Below are 4,051 nucleotides of genomic sequence, written 5' to 3' on the forward strand. Positions count from 1 at the left end.
TAGCAATCTTTTTGTTTGTTTAGGATTTTTTTGGATGTAGTTCCAAGTGTAGCTCATGGTTTTTGAGGTTGATAAAAGTGATTAATTTTATCTTATTTTACCATAAGTTTGTTTTTTGGAGAGGTCTTATGCAATACAGAAAAGCCTTGATTTATCTAAGAGCGTGCTTTTACAATTCAAAGTAGTTCAGTAAGCAGAACTAGTTAGATTTGGTGATTTGGTAAGCCCATTAAAGCTCTTTATCTGAAGGTTTTTAAGCGTTTATGAAGCACTTACCTTGGTTATTTTACCCAGCAACCTGGCTGATCGCCGCCAAAATTTCGGCATTGTCGATTTTTCAAAGACTGTATGCAATACAGAAAAGCCTTGATTTATCTAAGAGCGTGCTTTTACAATTCAAAGTAGTTCAGCAAGCAGAACTAGTTAGATATGATAAGCCCATTAAAGCTCTTTATCTGAAGGTTTTTAAGCGTTTATGAAGCATTTACCTTGGTTATTTTACCCGCCAACCTGGCTGAACGCCGCCAAAATTTCGGCAACTACGTAATTTTTGATAGTTAGACCGATAAGTATATAGATACTTAAAAATAAGCTAGTAACACTCATAATTTAGCAGGTAGTGCATTAGCTGAATGATGAGTGCTTATAGCCTTAATAAGTCCTGAAATTATACACTTACCCGAGGGGAAACGCATCTTGTTTTTAAATGCCTACTAGATAGAAGATTTATACAATACGATAAGTATTTTTGGTAATTAATTTTTAAATCTTTTATGAGTAAGGCTTCTAGAATTTAGATGGAGTTGCCCTGACACTTACCCTACTCGTAAGTGTAGGAGCGTCACGCTAAATAGCACTCAAGTTTCTTAAAACTTAACATACTCAGTACGGAAGAACTATAAATATGACCATACCTACAACCAATATAAAGGTAACCGCAAGCTACATAGAGCTAGAGAAAATTCCTGACTTGAAGTTCTATGTTAACCACCGCAATCACTGGATAAGCTATGTAGCTATAGCTTACGTATTAGTTGGCTATGGACTTTCACTATTTTGTATTACAACAAATATCTGGTGGTTGAATCTGCTGGGAGTCCTCTTACTAATACACAATCTAACGTGGGCTGCCTTATTCCTCCACGAATTTTTTCACCATAATATTTTCTCCTCTCATCGTCTGAACGTGGTGTTTGGTGAAATCATGCTTTTTCTCACCGGCTCTTGCTATAGCGTTTTCTCAAATGTAGCTCGTCACCATATCGCTCACCATGTACGTCGAGCTGACTTTTCTCCATTTCATCCCTTTTCCATGTCTGATTTTCTACAGTCCCTACCGAAGCCTGTGCAGAGGCTGGTTGTTCTCCTAGAATGGCTATGCATTCCAGCAGTTAATCTCCTCTTTCGCTGGATGATTGCCCTATCGCCTTTCCTCGGTCAAAATCGCCGGGACGAACGCCTTCGTAATGCCTTGCTTTTGCTGCTGCGAGGGAGCCTATTTACAGCTTTAGCGATATATTCTCCCCGTGGAATTATTTGCTATTTCATCGCCTATATTAGTTTTCTTAACATCATACAATTTTTGGAGTGTTTTCAGCACACTTATTCGGTTTTTCACATAGATGGAAAGGTACCAAAACATAGTCAAAAATATGACGAAAATAATACCTATTCTCTGGTTTTGTCACCGCGCTGGTCTTGGCTAAGCTCATTAATATTTCTAAACAATAACTATCACAACGCCCATCATCGATTAATGAGCTGTCCCTGGTATTTACTCCCCAGATTGGATGATGAACTGTACTCAAGAAGTTATCAGCAGTATATTGGCGTGTCAAAACTGCTGAAAAACTACTTTCGCTATCGCATTCATCGTCTGTTTCAAGGTCAAGGAACTGTAGATAAAACTGAAAAAGGTCTTGATATTGAAAAATTTGCGGGTGCAACTGGTATGTCTTTTATGCTTCAGCGCAAGCCATTCGATTGGCTCAAGCTATCGTCCTCGGTATCTTCAAACAACTGATAACGTAATTGACATCAAACTAACGTTTTTTAGCTAATAGGAGACTAATGAAATGATTGTGAATGAATTGGAAAAACTTATTAACACCGAAAGGGATATTGAATGGGGCAATGGGAGAAGTCGTAGATTCTTGATTGAAAAAGATTCTATGGGATATTCCCTTACTGACACCACTGTTACTGCCAATACAGAGTCTTTACTGGAATACAAAAATCATAAAGAAACTTGCTACTGTATTGAAGGAGAAGGTGAAGTAGAAGCAGATGGTGTTATCTATCCCATAAAACCGGGAACTATGTATGCTCTCGATCAGCATGATAAGCATTACCTACGGGCTAAGACTAATTTGCGCCTCGTATGTGTTTTCACACCACCTTTAAAGGGTCATGAGTCCCACAACCTGAAAAATAATGTTGCTTCACAATACTAAGGGGGTTGTAATTTTGCCTAAGTTTTTATAAGTCATTAAATTAAGGCAGAAGGCAATTAAATGGGAATTGAAACCCCAACTAATTGTGGATACCTTACACAAGCTGGGGTTTTAAAGCCTAATGGCGGAAGGCAAGAAGTCTAAATTTAATACCAGTCTTTCCCGCTCAAGCCTCTGCCCTATAACTTTTGCCTTCCACTGAAGGCGGATCAAGGCAATTTTGACAAACTTTAAAAATACAGGATAATAATATGTCTGAGACGATTTCAATTGGTGGTACTGCCAACATTAGGGCAATTGACGAATCAAACTTTTCAGTCGCAATGACAGGAGTTTTTGATGGTGGTGTCTACGCAAAAGTAACTGGGTCACAAGATTTGCCCGATGGTAAGAAAAAATATGACTTGAAACACTACTTTGTGACCAATGATGGCAGCTATCTCTATACTGAGGATACATCAATACATACACCAGTTGAGGACAACTTATATATGGCTCAAACCGAATACAATATTGTCGAAGCTGGCGGTAAATTCAAGGGTCTAAAAGGTTCCTTTAAAAGCTGGGGAGCCATGGACTACAGTCGGGGGGTTGGTGTTCTCTGCTTTGAAGGAGAAATTTAGGATCGCCCGCAACTGACACATTTTTTATGCTAGGGTGTATGAAGCTTGAATAAATATTGTAGGTAGTCATAAAACTTGTAGTGTCACCCACCATTTTTATTTCTGTTGCGAACTGTGGTGTGAATGCTTTTACCATAGATGCACAAACTCTATGTCATAGTAATTCTGAACAATGCTTAAAAAATAGCGGCCTATGCAATCACGGATGGGCGTTCCAAAAGCAATTACCGCTAGCGCTAAGAAAGAATGCAAGTATTTTTGATCTTCTTGATAAGAGGGGTGATGCATACAATGATTCAGGCATTGATGATCCGGTTCAAGGAAAAATATCAAGACTTAACTATTTCAACAAAAAAGTTTAAGTTCTTGCTTTATAAATTATCCAAATTGTGTTGATTAGGAGATTAATTATGGATAATCAATTCAAATTAAAAATCACTGTCGAAAATCTAGCACCAAGAAATGGTACCTTGTTTAGTCCACTCTGGTTTGGTATTCATGATGGTAGATTTGATACATTTGACTTGAATTCCCCTGCATCAATAGCTATTGAGAGATTAGCTGAAGACGGTAATGCTGAAGACCTGATGGAAGATTTTAACGATACAGAAGGTGGGTTTGCCCAAGGGTTAATTGGGACAACTCCAGATCCTTTCCTAGATTTATTCCCAGGCGATATCGTGTCAACGATAGTTTCTATTGACAATAGTATTCCTGGTAGTAAGTATTTTAGCTACGCTTCGATGATCCTTCCTAGCAATGATGCTTTTTTCGGTAACGAAAATGCTATCGAACATCAGATATTTGACGATGCAGGTAATTTTGTTCCTACTAGCTTTATCATTTCTGGAACTGAAATTTTGGATGCTGGTACCGAAGTGAATGACGAAGATAGATTTAATGCAGTAGGCGTTGGCCCAGTTCCTTTAATTGATTTTCAACCAAACACTGGTATCGATGAAAAAGGTGTGATCA

General features: G+C 38.2%; 5 protein-coding genes. All 5 read left to right on the top strand.

All coding sequences use genetic code 11. The features are described from left to right. Positions 1 to 904: 904 nt before the first annotated feature. Entirely contained in the window at positions 905 to 2,023 is a 1,119-nt protein-coding gene (locus F6K20_RS27420) for a fatty acid desaturase (RefSeq protein WP_287296775.1), read from the top strand. 52 nt (positions 2,024 to 2,075) lie between these two features. Beyond that, a complete protein-coding gene (locus F6K20_RS27425; RefSeq protein ID WP_287296777.1) occupies positions 2,076 to 2,453 on the top strand; it encodes an ectoine synthase in 378 nt (125 codons plus the stop codon). Between the two features lie 251 nt (positions 2,454 to 2,704). Next, positions 2,705 to 3,076: a hypothetical protein gene (locus F6K20_RS27430; RefSeq protein WP_287296779.1), complete on the top strand. Its 372-nt coding sequence runs from the start codon at positions 2,705 to 2,707 to the stop codon at positions 3,074 to 3,076. Positions 3,077 to 3,156: 80 nt separating this feature from the next. Continuing rightward, a complete protein-coding gene (locus F6K20_RS27435; protein WP_287296781.1) occupies positions 3,157 to 3,438 on the top strand; it encodes a hypothetical protein in 282 nt (93 codons plus the stop codon). Between the two features lie 48 nt (positions 3,439 to 3,486). Next, the coding region (locus tag F6K20_RS27440; RefSeq protein WP_287296782.1) for a spondin domain-containing protein at positions 3,487 to 4,051 on the top strand (565 nt) is incomplete at its 3' end.

The sequence above is a fragment of the Moorena sp. SIO2C4 genome (genome assembly GCF_010672485.1).
In the GTDB taxonomy this organism is placed as follows: domain Bacteria; phylum Cyanobacteriota; class Cyanobacteriia; order Cyanobacteriales; family Coleofasciculaceae; genus Moorena; species Moorena producens.